Origin of the sequence: Aeromonas sp. 600724 (assembly GCF_049175135.1) — a bacterium.
GTDB lineage: Bacteria > Pseudomonadota > Gammaproteobacteria > Enterobacterales > Aeromonadaceae > Aeromonas > Aeromonas veronii_A.
On record NZ_JAAKUM010000008.1, the window covers coordinates 142178 to 158966 of the forward strand.

Consider the following 16789-nt stretch of genomic DNA (forward strand, 5'->3'; position numbering starts at 1 on the left):
CCTCCCGGCCTCAGGCTGGCAGATCGATCCCCGCCTCCCGCATCTGGGCCAGCTTGTAGCGCAGGGTGCGCGGGCTGATGCCGAGTCGGTCGGCCACCGCCTTGCGGCTGCCGTTACAATCTTGCAGGGTGTCGAGGATGATCTGGTGCTCCTGCTGCTTGAGCTCGCTGCCGAGGCGATCGCCACCATAGCTGCGCTCCACGCTGACAAACTCCATCTCCTGCTCATCCAGCTCCTCCAGAATGAGGTGGTCACAATCAATGACCCCGTCCGGGGTGAGGATCAGGGCGCGCTGTACCACGTTGTCCAGCTCCCGCACATTGCCGGGCCAGGGGTGGGCCAGCAGCCGTTCCCGCGAGGCGTCCGTCAGCTGTGGTGTCGGCAGTCCCTGCTGACTGGCATGAAGCGCCAGCAGATGCTCCGCCAGTGGCAGAATGTCGCCGGGCCGCTCGCAGAGGGCAGACCAGCGCAGCGGGAAGACGTTGAGGCGATAGTAGAGATCTTCGCGGAACAGGCCATCCTGCACCGCTTTTTTCAAATCCCGGTTGCTGGTGGCGATGACCCGCACATCCAGCGGGATCATCTTGCGACTGCCGAGCCGCTCCACCTCTTTCTCCTGCAACACCCGCAGCAATTTGGCTTGCAGCCCCTGATCCATCTCGGTGATCTCGTCGAGCAGCAGGGTGCCTCCCTGCGCTTGTTCGAACTTGCCTGGGCACCCCTGTACCGCACCGGTGAAGGCGCCCTTCTCGTAGCCAAACAGGGTCGCCTCCAGCATGTTTTCCGGAATGGCGGCACAGTTGATGGCGACGAAGGGCAGCTCGGCGCGGCTGGAGTTGTCATGAATGTAACGGGCCAGCACCTCTTTACCCGTCCCGCTCGGGCCGGTCACCATCACGGTCGCTTCGCTTCTGGCCACCCGGGTCGCCAGCTGGAACAGCTCGGCAGTTTTGGGATCCCCGTAGACCACGGCACGTTTTTCCACCTTCTGAGCGGGCACATACCGGCTGACCTGATTGAGCAGCACCTCCGGCGAAAAGGGCTTGGCCAGATAGTCGATGGCCCCTTCGCGCATGGCGCGCACCGCGCCGTCGATATTGGCGTAGGCGGTCATCAGCAGCACAGGTATCTGCGGATATTGCTGGCGAATGGTCGCCAGCAGGGTGAGGCCGTCCATTCCCCCCATCTGGATATCGGAGATCACCATGTCAAACGGCTGACGGGAGAGAGCCAGCAGAGCCCGCTCGCCGCTGTCCGCTTCACGGCACTCATAACCGCCGAGCAAAAGGGTATCCACCAGCGCTTCGCGCAGGCCATTGTCATCTTCTACAACCAGGATCCGGGCCTGAGTCATGCTACACCTCCCACGACAGCCAACCTGGCCGCATTGATATGGCTCCCTCTCGGCAGGCACAGCTCCTTAACAAGGCTCATGCTGCACCTCCAAGTTGCACCTGCTGCTGATGCAGGGGGAACGACAGAGTAAAACAGGTGCCTTCACCGGGAACCGAGGCCACACCGACCTCCCCCTGATGGGCACGCACGACGGATTGCACCACAGCCAGCCCGAGGCCTGTGCCTTGGGAGCGGGTGGTAAAGAAGGGTTCGAATACCTGACCAAGCAGGTGAGAAGGGATCCCCTTGCCATTGTCGATGACACGCATCTCCACCCGGACACCACTGCGCACCGCGCTGACCAAGAGTGACGTGGCCCCCGCCTGCTGGGCATTGGCGATCAGGTTGTTGATGGCGCCCGCCAGTGCGCTGCTGTTGGCCAGCAGGCAGAGATCGGGCTCCGGCGCCTCCATGTGCAGTTCGCAGCCCTGTTGCTGACAGAAAGCCTCGGCACCAGCCTGCACTTCAGCCAGCAAGCCCTGTACCGAGATGGGGGTGACCACCTGATTGTCGCCATTGCGGGCAAACAGCAGGATGTCGTTGATCTGCTTCTCCAGATCCTGGAGGCGGGCCATCAGCTTTTGCTGAAACTGGCTGCGGGACTCCGGCTTGAGGGTACGGTTGGCCAGGTTGGCGGCATAGAGCATGGCGGCGGAGAGCGGAGTGCGGATCTGGTGGGCGAGCGAAGCCGCCATATTGCCCAGCGCCGACAGCCGCTTCATGTGGTTAATGCGATCCTGAAGCTTGCGGGTTTCAGTGAGGTCATTGATAAAGACCAGCTGGCCGCTCTGATCCGGCAGCGGCTGGGTAGAAAGCTGGACCCGTCGTCCGTCGCGCAGGGAGATCTCGTGGCCATCATCCTCACGTGGTTCAAAACAGCGGGCAATGATGCGGCGCCAGAGCTCTCCTTCCAGCGGCTCCCCCAGCAGGGAGATGGCTGCCGGATTCGCGCGGGTGACCACCCCAGCCCCGTCAAGCAGCAACACCCCGGTGGGGAGCGCCTTGAAGATGGCATAGAGCTGGCTCACTTCGTGGGACTGGAGTGGCATGTCCTGCTGCTGGATCGTCATAAACCTGACCTCAAACTGGCTATTGGGTCAGGTTATTCAATTTCCATGCCACTAAATTATTTCAATTAAAGCAATAGATTGCATGTTAACGTCAAGGCTTTGACCCTTAAACGTCCTTGCTCATCCCGTACTTTTTCATCTTCTCTACCAGGGTGGTACGGCGCATGCCGAGCAGATCGGCGGCGCGGGCCACCACCCCGTCCTGCGACTCCAGCGCCTGGCGGATCAGCTCCACTTCAAGGTCGGCCAGCATCTCCTTGAGATTGACCCCCTCCTCCGGCAGTTGCATGGTGCGGGCAGAGGCGAGGGGGTGATCCAGCTCCGGCGGCTCCTGGAACACCGCCGCCAGCGCATCCCGCTCATCCATCTCGGTCAGCCGCTCATCCCGCGGCTCGCTCGGCAACAGACGATAACGACTCGGCAGATCCGCCACATCGACGATCTGTTGCGGGTAGAGGATAAGCAGCCGCTCCAGCAGGTTGGAAAGCTCGCGCACATTGCCCGGCCAGGGGTACTGCATCAGCGACTCCAGCGCCCGCTGGGTCAGACGGATCACACTGTGGTGCTGCTCCGCGTGACGGTTGAGCAACTCCTGCAGCAGCAGCGGAATGTCATCGATGCGATCCCGCAGTGGCGGGGTCTCAATGGGGAAGACGTTGAGGCGGTAGTAGAGATCTTCACGAAAACCCTGACTGCGGATCAATGCCTCCAGATCCCGATGGGTCGCCGCAATGATGCGCACATCGGCCTGAATGGGCTTGCCACCACCGACCCTGTCGAACAGCCGCTCCTGCAATACCCGCAGCAGTTTGACCTGCATCGGCATCGGCATGTCGCCAATCTCGTCGAGGAACAGGGTGCCACCCTGCGCCAGCTCGAAACGACCGCGACGAGCTGCGATGGCGCCGGTAAAGGCTCCCTTCTCGTGACCGAACAGTTCGCTCTCAAGCAACTCGGCAGGAATGGCACCACAGTTGATAGGCACAAAGGGGCCACTACTGCGGGCCGAGAGTTCGTGAATGGCACGGGCCACCACTTCTTTGCCGGTTCCCGATTCACCAAGGATCAGCACGTTGGCATCGGTCTCGGCCACCTGGCTGATGAGGCGGCGAACCTCCTGGATCCCCTTCCCTTTGCCCACCAGCAAACGCAGCAACGTCTGCCCCTTGTCGTGGGTCTGTTGACGGGGATGGAGAGAGACAAAAGCCTGACAGAAGTGCAGATGACGGGTGAGGGATTCATAGGTAAAAGGCGAGAGCGCGACCCCGATAAAGTTGCTGTTGGGCAGTTCCGCCTCAACCAGCGAGATAAAGGGGGTACGAGGGAAAGCGGCAACTAACTCGGGCAAGGTGCGACCTGCCAGTTCACCCACCAGCACCCCTTGCAGTGGGCCAGAAGATTCGATGGCGACATCCAGGTCCCCTTCTGCGACATCCTGCCACAGGATCCCCATAAACGAGAGCACGGTTCCCAACTGCTGGCGCCGCTGCGCATCGGCATCAACAATCAACACGCCCATCTCCACCATATCCATCCCTCGCGATATCCTGAACTAACTTATTGTTTTATTTAGTAATAAAACAGCTACTGACTGTCTTTTTGCAGGCACACAAAGTGCCAAAAAACCGACACATTGTCAAAAATTGTCGTATTCAGGCTAAGTGTATCGATAGAAACGGGAGATTAGATAAATTTTGCCGAGGAATTTTCTGCATTGGCGCCGCTAGCAAACGCCGCCAATGGCGGAAAGAAAACTGCCCTCGTCAGAGGGCAGCATGCAGCACGGTCAGATGAACTCAGTGGCTGTGGTGGTGATGCGGCGCCGCATAACGACACTCGGGAAAACGACTACAGGCCAGGAAGAGTCGACCGGCGTGGGGGCCTTTTTTCGCCTCCCGCTCCACCAGCGGCGCATCGCAACGGGGGCAATGCTGCACCTCGAGCTCCTCGTCCTCCTCTACATCGGCGAACAGTCCATCGACCAGCTCACCCTCACTCTGTGGTGTCTCCACCATCCCCTTGGCCCGGATGGCAGGTTCGTGGAGCGACGAGGACGAGACAGCCTCGGCATGGGCAGTGCGGCCACGCATCCCGGCACCAACATCCACACCATCCAGCAGCAGAGGGTTGAACGTCGGCTCGCGGCGCGCCCCGTGCGGCAGATCGTCAATCAAGGGTTCGCTGGTTTTGACCAGCAGCGGCAGGATCTGTTCGCGCAGCTCTTCCACCAGATAGCTGGCACTTGCCGGGATCTGTAGCAAGGGCAGACCGGCGCTGTCGCAGGCGGTTTTCAGAAAGAGATCCCGCGCCTTGCGCTTCTGATGGCGGTGGGAGCTGTCATCGAGTTCGATGGCACAGATAAAGGAGAGATCAGAAGGGTGGCAAAGCAGATAGTCGAAATGCTTGGCGCTGATCTTGTTGAAGTGCTGCTGCCATTTGCTCTTGCCGATCCCGGCCTGCGGCGTCAGCACATCGGCCACTCTTACCTTGGCAAAGACCCGGGCCTTGTCACCCACCGCCAGATCCAGCACCGCGAGGAACGATCGTTCGGCGGGACTGAACAGGGTCTCCTGCACATCATAGGGCAGGCGCTTTTGCTGTCTGCCTCTGCTCCAGAAGATCGCCAGCACAAGCAGCGCCAGCAACAGCAATCCCGATAGGACAAGGGTATTCATGAGAGCACGATCCAGTTCACGACACGAAAGGGGAATTACTTTACCACAGCCGCCACGGAGCAAGGCAGCAGACCCGTGTATAGAAAGTGAAAAGTCCCGTCTTTTTATCTATTTGTCAGCAGGCGGGGGTTCATATGACCAGCCCCAGCAGGCACAATAGGGATAGAGCAAGAAATCCCATTTCAAGGAGAGCAGGATGCAAAAGCAATTGGTGGTCACCGTGATCGGTGCAGACAAACCCGGGATCGTCGAGAGTCTGGCTGCAGTCATCAGCAGCGAGCAGGGCAACTGGCTGGGCAGCGCCATGAGCGAACTGGCGGGACAGTTTGCCGGTATCCTCCATGTCTCTGTCCCCGATGAGCACTATCGCAGCCTGTGCGAAGCACTGGCCCTGCTACCGGGTCTGACCATCAGCTTTGCCGAAGGGACACCTACCGCCGAGCCAGCCCATCAAGTCATGATGACAGTGACCGGCAACGACCGCCCCGGTATCGTCCACGAAGTTGCCAGCATCCTGCGCCAGCTCGAGATCAACGTGGCCGATCTCACCACTGGCTGTGAACCGGCGCCCCACTCCGGCGCCCCTCTCTTCTATGCCCATGCGCTGGTTGCCCTGCCCGACGGGCTCGCGATGGATACGCTTATCACCGCGCTGGAATCCCTCTCCGACGATCTGGTGGTCGACATCGACGAAGCGTTCAGCGAGCAGTAACAATACTGTCATTTATTTGTCATATATTAACGCCATAACTGCCGCGCAGACGCGACCTGAAACAGAGGCACAAGATGAGCACCGACAAGCAGTATGAAGAGAAAGAGCTGAGCTGGCTCTCATTCAATGAACGGGTGTTGCAAGAGGCAATGGACAAGACGGTGCCCCTCATCGAGCGGGTTCGTTTTCTGGGGATCTTCTCCTCCAACCAGGATGAGTTCTTCAAGGTACGGGTATCGGACGTCAAGCGTCGCATCCTCATCAATGAAGTACATGGTGGCGACGATGAAGCGAAAGTGCTGCTGCGCGCCATCCAGCAAAAAGTGATGGCGCTCGGTGAGGCGTTCGACAACACCTACAAGGAGCTGTTGATTGCGCTGGCTCGCCACAACATCTTCCTGGTCAACGAGAACCAGCTCTCCGATGCCATTCAGAAGTGGCTGCGGGTCTTCTTCAAGGAGAAGGTGCTGCGTCACATCATCCCGATCCTGCTCAACAAAGAGGTCAATCCGGTCAAATTCCTCAAGGATGAGTACACCTATCTGGCCATCGAGATGAAGAAGAACGGTCAGGTGATCCAGTACGCCCTGGTGGAAGTGCCGACCGACGACCTGCCCCGCTTCTTCCAGCTGCCGCCGGAAGGGACCCGCCGCAAGAAGCAGATCATCATTCTGGATAACGTCATCCGCTTCTGCCTCGACGAGATCTTCAAGGGCTTCTTCGACTACGACGAGATTGCCGCCTATGCGGTGAAGCTGACCCGGGATGCCGAATATGATCTCTCCGACCAGCTGGACTTGAGCCTGGTGGACAAGATGAGTGATGGCTTGAAGCAGCGCCTCACCGCCATGCCGGTGCGCTTCGTCTACGAGCGGGAGATGCCCGCTGCCATGATAAGCTTCCTGAAACTCAAGCTGCAGATCAGCTCCTACGACGCCATCATGCCGGGCGGACGCTATCACAACTTCAAGGATTTCATCGGCTTCCCCAACGTGGGCCGTGACTATCTGGAAAACCCCAAGCTGCCGGCGCTGGATTGCCGCGATTTTGACGGCTTCGTCAACGCCTTCGATGCGATTACCAAGCAGGATATCCTGCTCTACTACCCGTACCACAAATTCCACCACTTCACCGAGCTGGTGCGCCAGGCGGCGTTCGACCCGGCGGTCAGCGCCATTCGCATCAACATTTATCGGGTGGCCAAGAAGTCGCGGATCATCCACTCCCTCATCGATGCCGCCAACAACGGCAAGAAGGTGACCGTGGTGGTCGAGCTGCGCGCCCGTTTCGACGAGGCGGCCAACATCGACTGGGCCAATATTCTCACCGATGCCGGGGTCAAGGTGGTATTCGGGGTACCGAGCCTCAAGATCCACTCCAAGCTCTGCCTCATCACCCGCCACGAAAATGGCGAGGCGGTGCGCTATGCCCATATCGGTACCGGCAACTTCAACGAGAAGACCGCCAAGATCTACACCGACTTCTCGCTGCTGACCCGCAATCCGGATATCACCGCCGAAGTGGAAGGGGTATTTGAATACATCGAGTACCCCTATAAGCGTTACAAATTCAACCACCTGCTGGTCTCCCCCATCAACAGCCGCCGTCAGCTCTATCGCCTCATCGACAACGAGCTCTCCAACGCCAAGGCGGGCCAGCCGAGCGGCATCATCCTCAAGATCAACAATCTGGTGGACAAGGATCTCATCAACCGCCTCTATGCCGCCGGGCAGGCCGGGGTGCCGATCCAGATGATCATCCGTGGCATGTGCGCCCTGCGTCCGGGCGTACCTGGCCTCAGTGACAACATCAAGGTGATCAGCATCATCGACCGCTTCCTCGAGCACCCGCGGGTGATGGTGTTCCACAACAAGGGCAACCCCCAGCTCTATATCTCCAGCGCTGACTGGATGAGCCGCAATATCGACGGCCGTATTGAGGTGGGCACCCCCATTTATGATGAGCGGCTCAAGCAGCGCATCATGGACATTCTCGAACTACAACTGAGTGATACCTGCAAGGCGCGGGTCATTGATGCCGACCAGCAGAACGAATATGTGAAGCGGGGCAACCGCCGCAAGATCCGCTCTCAGGTGGCGATTTACGACTATCTCAAACGTATCGAGTCAAACAATGGACAATAGTCTCTATGCCGCCGTGGATCTCGGCTCCAACAGTTTTCATATGGTGATCGCCCATCTGAGCGAAGGGCGTTTTCGCATCGTCGATCGCATCAAGGAGCGAGTGCGGCTGGCGGAAGGGATGGATGAGCAAAAACGCATGAGCCCGGAGGCGATGGAACGCGGCCTCGCCTGTCTGTCGCTGTTTGCCGAGCGGCTCACCAACATCAAACCGGATCAGATCCGCATCGCCGGTACCTACACATTGCGCCGTGCCAGCAACGCCCGCGAATTTGTGAGTGAAGCAGCCAAGGTGCTCAACCACCCCATCGAGATCATCAGCGGGCAGGAAGAAGCACGCCTCATCTATCAGGGTGTCGCCCATACCCAGCATATCGAGGGTCAGGTACTGGTGATCGATATCGGCGGCGGCAGCACCGAACTCATCATCGGTGAAGGGTTTGAACACAAGGCCCTCACCAGTCGCAAGATGGGCTGCGTCAGCTTTACCCAAAGCTTCTTCGCCAGCGGCAAGCTGAGCGACAAACACTTCACCAATGCCGTGCTAGAGGCGCAGCACCAACTCGCCCCCATCGTCAACCAGTACCGCAAGCTGGGCTGGCAGAGCTGCCTTGGCAGCTCAGGCTCCATTCGTACCGTGCGCGACGTGCTGCAGGGGGAAGGGCTGACTGACGGCAGCATTACGCTGGAGGGGCTGGAGCGGCTCAAGGCGCTGATGATTGAGCGCAAGCGAGTCGATAACCTCAAACTGGTCGGGCTTACCGAGGAGCGTCAGGAGGTGTTTGCCGCTGCGGTCGCCATCCTGCTCGGGCTGTTTACCTCGCTGCCCATAGAGCGGCTCGACTACTCCGATGGTGCGCTGCGCGAAGGGTTGCTTTATGAATTCGAGGAACGCTTGCAGCACCACGATATTCGCGAGCGTACCGCGCAGGCGCTCGGCACCCACTACCGGATGGACCGCAAACAAGCAGCCCGGGTTGAGCAGAGCGTGCTGACCCTGTTTGATGCCCTGCAAGAGCCCTGGCAGATGGAGATTGAGCCCTATCGCGCCATCCTCGGCTGGGCAGCGCGGCTGCACGAAATCGGCCTTGCCATCAACTACAGCGGCATTCATCGCCACTCAGCCTATATCCTGCAACACACCGACCTGCCTGGCTTCAACCAGGACGATCAGGCCCTGCTGGCAGCGCTGGTACGCTTTCAGCGCAAGGGGCTCAAGCTCTCCGAGCTGCCGCCCCTACCCAACCACGACATGCAAACGGTGCTGCGTTGCATCCGCATCTTGCGCCTCGCAGTCGCCGCTCACCACAAGCGCCAGGACAACCTGCTGCCCGAGTGGAAAGTCGCGGTACAAGGGGATCAGCTGGTCGTGACCCTGCCGATTGACTGGTGCGAGGAGAACCGTCTCCTGATGCAGAATCTGGAGAAGGAGCATCGTTATTGCCAGGAGCAGGGCTGGCCACTGTTGTTCCAGCTCGGCTAAACCGGAAAAAGATAAATGCAAAAGGCAGCCCAATGGCTGCCTTTTGCATCTCAATCTCCCGGTTACTGCAACTCGGGCAGCAACAGCTTGGCCATCTCGAAGTAGATGATAAGGCCGGTACCATCCACCAGCGTCGCGATGAAGGGTGCAGAGACCACCGCCGGATCGATGCGGAAACGACGCAGCACCATGGGAATAATGGATGCGACCGTGGCACTCCAGAGCACGATGGCGATGATAGTAAAGGTCACCACCATGCCAATCTGGGGACCGACGCCGAGACTCCATGCCCGTACCCAGGCCGCCATGGCAATGGCCCCCGAGATGAGCAGACCGGTGGAGAGCTCCTTTTTCAGCACGGTGCCGAGATTGCGCAGACTCACCTCCCCGACCGCCATGGCACGTACTATGGTGGTGGTGATCTGGGTGCCGCTGTTACCGCCAGTACCGATCAGGAGCGGAATGAAGAAGGCCAGCGCGATGGCGGCTTCCAGCTGCTCCTCGAATGCCCGCAGCACGGTGCCGGTGTAAGCTTCCGCCACGAACAGGATAAGCAGCCAGCCCACCCGTTTGCGCCACAACTGCCAGGGGGTCGCCTGCAAGTAAGGGGTATCGAGCGGTGATGAGCCACCCTGCATCTCGGCATCCTCGGTAGATTCAAGCTCCAGGATGTCGGCGGCATCATCGACGTGGAAAATACCGACCAGTCGCCCCTGATCCTCGACCGGCAATACCGACAGGTCGCGGTCGATCAGCAGGCGCGCCGCCAGCTCCTGATCAGCCCGAGCGTTGATCCGCACCGTCTCTCGGTCCATCAGGTTAGCGACACTGGCCTCGGGGTCAGCAATCAGCAAGCTCTTGAGCGAGATACTCCCCTGTAGACGGCCATCCACGTTGACCACATAGATGTGGCGGAACAGCTGGGCATTGTCCCAGGCATCGTGGATCAGCTGCTTGGCCTTGCCGACGGAATCCTGTTCGCTCACTGCCAGATACTCGTGGCGCATATTGGCCCCGACGGACTCAGGCGGCCAATCCAGCAGTGAGTAGTAGATGGCCTGCGCCTGGGTCGGGAAGCGAGCCAGCAACATGGTGCGATCCTGACGACTCAGTTTGCGCAGGATAGCCACCATTTCGCGACGGGGAATAGCCTCCTGCAACACGCTGACGATGCTGCCATGGAGCCGCAGCAAAAGGCGACCGGCACTCTCTGCGGAGAGAGAAGCGATCAGTTCTGCCCCTTCTGACGCAGGCAAGGTGTCAAAGATGCAGTTGAGCTCTTCCGGACGCAGGGTCAGCAGCTGATCGGCGCGCTGAACCGGATCCAGATTGTGTTCCAGCCAGCCTTGCAGGCTGGCGAGATCGAGCAGTTGATGACGGTTGAGAATGGTGTGTGTTTTCTTCATCACAAAGAACCTCATGTGATTTCAGGCAAGCCTGAGCGCGAGCGGAGACCGTTCGCTGTCTGAAAGAAAACAGCAATTTGATTGACGAGTAATAGGCAGGAAATGACGCCGTTCGGCGTGTCATCATCCCCACGTACCAGCTTTAGCACTGCATAACGTATCCGGCATGCCGGAAGCCACTTGGGTTTACACCTTAATCCGATGAAAACTGTCCTGATCTTGGGCGTCTCTGGACGTCGTGAGATCAGTGGCCTGTGTTTATACAGGAGCCTCGCCTAACGAGATGCTGCAAATAATATGCACAACCCTCTGTTGTGCGGGCGGCATGATTATCCAATCCCACAGGGAGGTCAACCCCGCCTCAACCAGGAAACAGGGTATGGCAACAGCTTGTTACAATTGTCGGAACATATCAGGGGAAATCTGCCGGGGATGCATAGCAAAAAGGCCCCATAGGGGCCTTTTCTTAGCGAATATAGTCAAATAGCGTCAGACGACTTATTTTGCTGAACGAGAGCTGCGAGGCACTCAATGCCGCATCCTCTTTTGACAGTGCTGAAATTACCTCATAGAGATCGGCTTCCGACACCTTGGCTCTCGCCTCGGCATTGAGGGTGCTCAACCCCTCGTTGGAACCCATCACCTGCTCCAGACTGTTCATCCGGCCACCCAGTTCACCCAGCCCATGATCAATGTTCAAACGGGCATTTTTCATATGAACGGTGGCATCGGCCACTTTTTGCTCAAAACTCTCGGCTGAAATATTGGGATCACGCAGAGCCGTAATGAAGTCTGACATCCCGTTCAACACGTTGTCATTCTTGGGAGGATTGAGAGCAAACTGCTGTGCTGCACCACCTGCAGGCTGATCCAGTGTCAGTTCGAGACCATTGAACGGTATTTTGGTACCGGGAGTGTAATTACCTGTCTGCAGGGTATTGCCACCCGCATCCTTGATATCATAGGTATCGGGCGGGCCAATTGTGGTGGAGACTGTGTAGGTGTTGCTGGGCAGTGCCGGGTCGTAACTGGATTTATAGAAATTATCAAAATCCCCCTGATCCCCGACCCCGACCTTGATATTCGCACTGGTGGCACTGGCGGTTCTTCTGGTTGCTACGATTTCAAACAGATCTTGTCCGGAGTCATTGGCAGCAATTTGCACTGTGGGCGATACCTGAATATTTCGCTGGCCAGGATCTCCCTGATAAATGTATTTACCGTTGGCATCTTTCACATAGGGCTGGGTCTTGCTCTGATTGCCCCCGAAAATAAATTCACCCGATGAGTTCTTGCTGTTCATCAGGTCAAACATTTGCTGCTGCAACCCTTCCAGTTCGCTGGCAATGGCCTTTCGGTCATCCAGGCTAATGGCACCATTATTGGATTTCTGGATCAGGGTCTGGGCACTGAGCATCGCAGTATTGAGAGAGTCCAATACCGTCTCTTCATGCCCCAGACTGTTCTGCAGCAAACTGCCATTCACCCCGTACTGTTTAAACAGTTCAATCTCTTTGGTCAGCGCCATCTTCTGGCTCATGCCTGCCGGATCCTCACCGGCGCTCTGAAACTTGTTGCCGGTTTGCAGCTGCTGATAGGCCTTGTCCAGTCGCTCGTTGGTATTGGTGAGGGAGTAAAGATTCCGATCGTAGATCATGTTTGTAGTGATGCGCATGACGTTACCTCACGGACGAAAGCAGTGTATCGAAGATGGTTTTGGCCGTACTGACCACCTGCGCGGATGCCGCGTAAGATTGCTGGAAACGGATCAGATTGGCCGCTTCCTCCTCCAGATTGACCCCGGAGACGCTCTCGTAGATCCCGGTACTCTGGATCAGCTTGGATTCATTAGCCTTGAGCAGGGTTTTTGCCTGACTGGTATTGTTACCCACTTCCATCACCAACCCGGAGTAAGCCTGGTTAAAGGTCATCTTGTCGTTGGTGGTACCACCATTGGTGCTTTTGCGTACCAGATCCTTGTTATGCAACTCAGCCATTGCCAGACCATTGCTGTTATCAGCAAAACCATTGGTGTTGTAACTAAGCTGGAAGCTGTCGGTTTGTTCTACCGTGCCGGTAATGCTGAACTCGTAGCCCGGGCTCTGTTTCGGGTTGCTGTAGACCGCAGGCCCACCCGGAAAGGGGTTTACTATCGAGGCCATCAAATTCTGCCCTTTGCTGGCTGCCGGCGCGACACCGATCAAGGTAGTGCTATCACCGGCATACACCTCATAATTGCCGTTATTGCCGATCTTGACGATCTGGGGAGCGGCGGGATCCAGACTGTTGGTACCAAAACCGGAACCCGTTCCGGTATTGAAGATGCCATCGAGCTTGATGTCTGCACTGCCGATGTTGTTGGTAGTCTTCTGTACTTTGAGAGGTGCAGCCAAGGCCAGGTCTTCCGGCCGGTTGATCTGCTGAGCCAGCCCGGCAGCAGCCCCCTTGGTTGGTTGCAGCAGCAGCTTGTCTCCTGCCGCTGGCGTACCGGTGAGATCGATCGAGATCCCGTGGCCAGCCAGTTCAAACGTTGCTGGCGGCGTGGTGCCCGTCGCCACAGAGGTGCGATTACCAGATTTGTCCAGCGAGAACACTTCATATCCGGTCGCACTGCTAAAGCGCACTTCATAGTCGAAGGGGGTTACAGAGCTTCCTTTGCCGGGTACAAAGCTGACATTCGCTCCGACCGACCCTGTGTTGTCGCCATAAGGCAATCCCTTGCTGGTTGGCAGGGTGAAAATATCGCTGCCCAACTCGTTGTCCAGATCCATCCCGAGACGGTTTTGCTGGTTCATGGCATCCGCCATCGCAACGGCCAGCTGGCCCAGTTCACGCTTGGTCGGCTCCAGGTCGGTACGCGCCTTGAACAGCCCTCCCATGGCCCCCCCGAAGGTATCGTGATCGATGAGAGCCTGATTGTCGCCAAGAGTCAGCTGCAACTCCTGATCACGGGAATCGGGATCGCCCGCCACCACCTTGAACTGGGCAACGCCCCCATCCAGGATCAGCGAATGACCAGTGCTCATATTGACCAATACGCTGCCGTTAGCCTGGGTTACGGTACGGATATCCATCTTCTCGGAGAGCTGCCTGATCGCCTCGTCACGCTGATCAAACAGCATCAGGTTCTCTTCGGGAGACCCCTGAGTACGGATGATCGCCTGGTTGAGATCATTGATGCTGGTGAGCAGACTGTTGACCTGCTTGGTCTCATCTTCAATACGGGTGTTGAGGGTATCGCTCTGCTTGTCGAGCTGGGCCGAGAGTGTGTGAAAGCGGTTCACCATACCGCTCAGCTCCGTCATCACTACCTTGCGGCCACCGATCTCGGCGGGTGATTCATTTGCCGAATGAAAGGACTTGAAATAAGAGGTGATAGTCTCCCCTACGCTATTGCTGCTATCTCCCAGCAGGCGATCCACGCCGGCCAGCTGCTCGTAATGAGTCAGGGATGCGTAAAAGGCAGAGGTATCGCGACGCACTTCTCCCTGCATATAGCTGTTGATTACCCGCTCGGTCCTGATGTCACCGGTGCCAAGACCGATGGCATTGGTAAACACCAGCGTACGCTCACGCACATAGCCCTGGCTATTGACGTTTACGATATTGTTACTGGTGCTCTGCAGCAGGCGCTGCTGTGCCAGCACGCCCGATGTACCAATTCCAAGCAGATCGCTTGCCATATGTTACAGCTCCATCTCGTTGTATCGGGCAATGGCATCACTGCGCAATACCTGTTTCAGTTTTCTGGCATAGTGCGGGTCGGTGGCATAACCCGCCTGTTGCAGCGCCTCGAAGTAGCGATCCGGACTGTCCACTCTGGCCAGGGCCCCCTTGTAGCGGGAACCGGAGGTGAGAAAGTCCACATAGTCGTTGAAGCTCTCTTCAAACGAGCCATAGGAACGAAACGCCGCTTTCTGGCGGGACGCCACTCCCTCTTCATATTCCAGGGTGCTGACTACCGCCTTGGGCCCTTCCCAGCGAGGATCGGCCTTGATGCCAAACAGGTTATGGGTCATCTGCCCTTCACCATCCTTGATCACCCGTTTGCCCCAGCCGCTCTCCAATGCCGCCTGAGCGACCAGTACCGCCGGGCTTAACCCCAACTTGTCGGCCGCTTTCTTGGCCAGCGGCATCAGGCGATTAACGAACTCTTCCGGCGTATCGAACTCTTTGCCCCCACTACTGGCGGCACTGCCCTCTTCGCTGGCCATGCGTCCCATGGGCGGAATGCTGCGGTGCGGTCGACGGGGCATAGTGAGTGCGTGGCTCTCCTTGACCCCCTCGGTCATCTCTTTTTCAGCAAAATCTTTGCCAACTTTTGATGCCGAGATCAAATCAGTGGCAGCCGTCTTGGGTGGCTCGTAGGGTTTATAGACCCGTTCCGTCCGTTGCGGCATCTTGAGCACCCGGCCATCCTGATGGACAAATGTCGCCGGTGAGAGCTGCCTAGCCACCATATCAGCCAATCCAAGCCCCCCCTTGCTGGACATGTCTGCCACTCGCTGTTCATCCAGCATCCCTTCATAGAACTGGGTATAGCTGCTGTTCATCGGGTTGTCCTGAGTCAACACCCCGTTGGCCTGACGCATGCTCTGAAACAACATCTGGGTAAAGATTGACTCGAACTGGCGCGCAGCCCCCTGCAGTGCCCCGGCCTGTCCCTCTTTGCTGTGGCTCATCTGGCGCAGACGGTCCAGGTTCTTGATATCCTGCACCACCCCGAGATTCATGCCGCTGTTGGTGTCAAACTCCGCCATTTTGCTTACCTCATTGCCACCCGTGGCAATCACTTGCCGCCAGTTACAATATGACCAGTTGCCCCTCGATGGCACCTGCCTGCTGCAGCGCCTCAAGGATAGCCATCAAATCACCGGGGGCGACCCCGACCTGATTGACCGCTCGGACCAGATCGTCCAGAGTCGCACCGGTATCAAACTTGAACATCCGCCCGGGCTCCTGCTGGACATTGATGGTCGAGTTGTTGGTGACCGTGGTCTCGCCCCCTGCCAGCGGGTTGGGTTGAGAGACCTGCTGGTTTTCGGCTATGGTCACCGTCAGGCCTCCGTGGCTGATGGCCGCCGGTTTGAGCTTCACCTGACTGCCGATAACGATGGTGCCGGTGCGGGAGTTGACGATGATCTTGGCCGCCTCGTTGGCCGGGTCCACCTCCAGGTTCTCGATAGTCGCCAGATAGGAGACTCGCTGGCCCGGATCCCGCGGGGCATAGACCTTGACCGAGGTGGCATCCAGAGCCTGAGCGGTATTGGGCCCCACCAGATCGTTGACTACGTCAGCCAGCCGACGCGCAGTAGTAAAGTCGGGGCGGTTGAGGTTGAAGGTAATCGTATCTCCCTGACTAAATGAGTTGGGCACCTCTCGCTCTACGGTTGCACCATTGGCAATCCGGCCGACGGTCGGAGTATTGACCACTACCTTGGAGCCATCAGCCCCCTCGGCACCCAGCCCGCCTACCACCAGGCTGCCCTGTGCGACTGCATAGACCCGCCCATCCAGCCCTTTCAGGAAACTCTGCAGCAGCGTACCACCGCGCAGGCTCTTGGCCTCACCGATGGCAGAAACAGTGACGTCTATGGTCTGGCCCGGCTTGGCAAACGGCGGCAAATCCGCATGGATTGCCACCGGCGCCACATCCTTGATCTTGGGTTTGATGTTGTCCGGTACCTTGATACCAAAGTTGTTGAGCATGGTGCGGAAGGTCTGTTCGGTAAAGGCGTTGTTCTTCTCGCCGGTACCGGGTAGACCCACGACCAGACCGTAGCCGATCAACTGGTTGCTACGCACCCCCTCTACTGAGCTGATGTCCTTTATCCGGGCGGCATTCGCCATCCCCAAAGGCAGTAGACAGCAGAGCAGAGTAACCAAACGGAGTGACTTCATAACATC

Annotated in this window: 12 protein-coding genes and 1 riboswitch; of the genes, 3 read left to right on the top strand and 9 right to left on the bottom strand. The window is 58.0% G+C overall.

What is annotated here, in order from left to right:
• Positions 1 to 10 precede the first annotated feature (10 nt).
• From G5168_RS09660 to G5168_RS09675, 4 genes are all read right to left on the bottom strand, one after another.
• Positions 11 to 1354 carry a sigma-54-dependent transcriptional regulator gene (locus tag G5168_RS09660; protein WP_421173080.1) on the bottom strand — a complete coding sequence of 448 codons (1344 nt, stop codon included), beginning with the start codon at positions 1352 to 1354 and terminating at the stop codon, positions 11 to 13.
• 76 nt (positions 1355 to 1430) lie between these two features.
• A complete protein-coding gene (locus tag G5168_RS09665) occupies positions 1431 to 2465 on the bottom strand; it encodes a sensor histidine kinase (RefSeq protein WP_421173081.1) in 1035 nt (344 codons plus the stop codon).
• Positions 2466 to 2571: 106 nt separating this feature from the next.
• Positions 2572 to 3993 (bottom strand): sigma-54 dependent transcriptional regulator, encoded by a 1422-nt coding sequence (locus tag G5168_RS09670; protein ID WP_421252151.1) that lies wholly within the window; start codon positions 3991 to 3993, stop codon positions 2572 to 2574.
• Between the two features lie 268 nt (positions 3994 to 4261).
• Positions 4262 to 5140 (bottom strand): DUF2726 domain-containing protein, encoded by an 879-nt coding sequence (locus G5168_RS09675; RefSeq protein WP_421231561.1) that lies wholly within the window; start codon positions 5138 to 5140, stop codon positions 4262 to 4264.
• A 196-nt stretch (positions 5141 to 5336) separates the two neighbouring features.
• On the opposite strand from G5168_RS09675, the gene G5168_RS09680 reads away from it, so the two are divergent.
• From G5168_RS09680 to ppx, 3 genes are all read left to right on the top strand, one after another.
• The gene (locus G5168_RS09680) at positions 5337 to 5852 is read left to right on the top strand and encodes a glycine cleavage system protein R (RefSeq protein WP_421252139.1); all 516 of its coding nucleotides are present in this window, start codon (positions 5337 to 5339) and stop codon (positions 5850 to 5852) included.
• A 74-nt stretch (positions 5853 to 5926) separates the two neighbouring features.
• On the top strand, positions 5927 to 7996 hold the full coding sequence (gene ppk1, locus G5168_RS09685; RefSeq protein WP_005350671.1) for a polyphosphate kinase 1: 2070 nt from the start codon (positions 5927 to 5929) through the stop codon (positions 7994 to 7996).
• Positions 7986 to 9476, top strand: coding sequence for an exopolyphosphatase (gene ppx / locus G5168_RS09690; RefSeq protein ID WP_139444045.1), 1491 nt, complete (start codon positions 7986 to 7988; stop codon positions 9474 to 9476). Before ppk1 ends, ppx begins: the two co-directional genes overlap by 11 nt.
• A gap of 62 nt (positions 9477 to 9538) precedes the next feature.
• Here ppx and mgtE read toward each other — a convergent pair whose 3' ends face one another.
• The 5 genes from mgtE to G5168_RS09715 all read right to left on the bottom strand — a co-directional run bounded on the left by mgtE (position 9539) and on the right by G5168_RS09715 (position 16783).
• Positions 9539 to 10882, bottom strand: a complete 1344-nt coding sequence (gene mgtE / locus G5168_RS09695) for a magnesium transporter (RefSeq protein ID WP_216954102.1) — start codon at positions 10880 to 10882, stop codon at positions 9539 to 9541.
• Positions 10883 to 11002: 120 nt separating this feature from the next.
• Positions 11003 to 11172, bottom strand: a riboswitch (M-box (ykoK) riboswitch).
• A 176-nt stretch (positions 11173 to 11348) separates the two neighbouring features.
• Entirely contained in the window at positions 11349 to 12557 is a 1209-nt protein-coding gene (gene flgL, locus G5168_RS09700; protein ID WP_216954104.1) for a flagellar hook-associated protein FlgL, read from the bottom strand.
• Positions 12558 to 12561: 4 nt separating this feature from the next.
• Positions 12562 to 14565 (bottom strand): FlgK family flagellar hook-associated protein, encoded by a 2004-nt coding sequence (locus tag G5168_RS09705; protein ID WP_421252140.1) that lies wholly within the window; start codon positions 14563 to 14565, stop codon positions 12562 to 12564.
• 3 nt (positions 14566 to 14568) lie between these two features.
• Entirely contained in the window at positions 14569 to 15642 is a 1074-nt protein-coding gene (gene flgJ, locus G5168_RS09710) for a flagellar assembly peptidoglycan hydrolase FlgJ (RefSeq protein ID WP_227340837.1), read from the bottom strand.
• Between the two features lie 43 nt (positions 15643 to 15685).
• On the bottom strand, positions 15686 to 16783 hold the full coding sequence (locus G5168_RS09715) for a flagellar basal body P-ring protein FlgI (RefSeq protein WP_227340838.1): 1098 nt from the start codon (positions 16781 to 16783) through the stop codon (positions 15686 to 15688).
• Between the last annotated feature and the right edge of the window lie 6 nt (positions 16784 to 16789).